Origin of the sequence: Spirosoma arboris (assembly GCF_009754945.1) — a bacterium.
GTDB classification, from domain to species: domain Bacteria; phylum Bacteroidota; class Bacteroidia; order Cytophagales; family Spirosomataceae; genus Spirosoma; species Spirosoma arboris.
This window is the reverse complement of record NZ_WPIN01000089.1, coordinates 1-299: the sequence shown is the minus strand read 5'-3', so window position 1 is coordinate 299 and position 299 is coordinate 1. Positions and strand designations below refer to the sequence as shown.

Genomic DNA, 299 nt, shown 5'->3' with positions numbered 1-299 from the left:
CCAGTCAATAGCTTGACGGCTTATCATGATTACATCTCGTCGATGCAATCAGTCTCTCCCTGTAGGTCAAAGAACGTATGAACCCGAATGGTTCATGTGGAGAATAACGGATTCGAACCGTTGACCCCCTGCTTGCAAAGCAGGTGCTCTAGCCAACTGAGCTAATCCCCCATGGCTTATGTCACTTGTGGGCCTGCGTGGACTCGAACCACGGACCTCTACATTATCAGTGTAGCGCTCTAACCACCTGAGCTACAAGCCCAGTGCTTTGCGTATTAACATTAATAGTAGCAAATAAT

At 47.8% G+C, this 299-nt stretch carries 2 tRNA genes; both read right to left on the bottom strand.

Annotated elements, in window-relative coordinates:
• Positions 1–97: 97 nt before the first annotated feature.
• Positions 98–171: transfer RNA gene (locus GO755_RS40780), tRNA-Ala, on the bottom strand.
• Between the two features lie 17 nt (positions 172–188).
• Positions 189–262 (bottom strand) — tRNA-Ile (locus GO755_RS40775).
• Positions 263–299 lie beyond the last annotated feature (37 nt).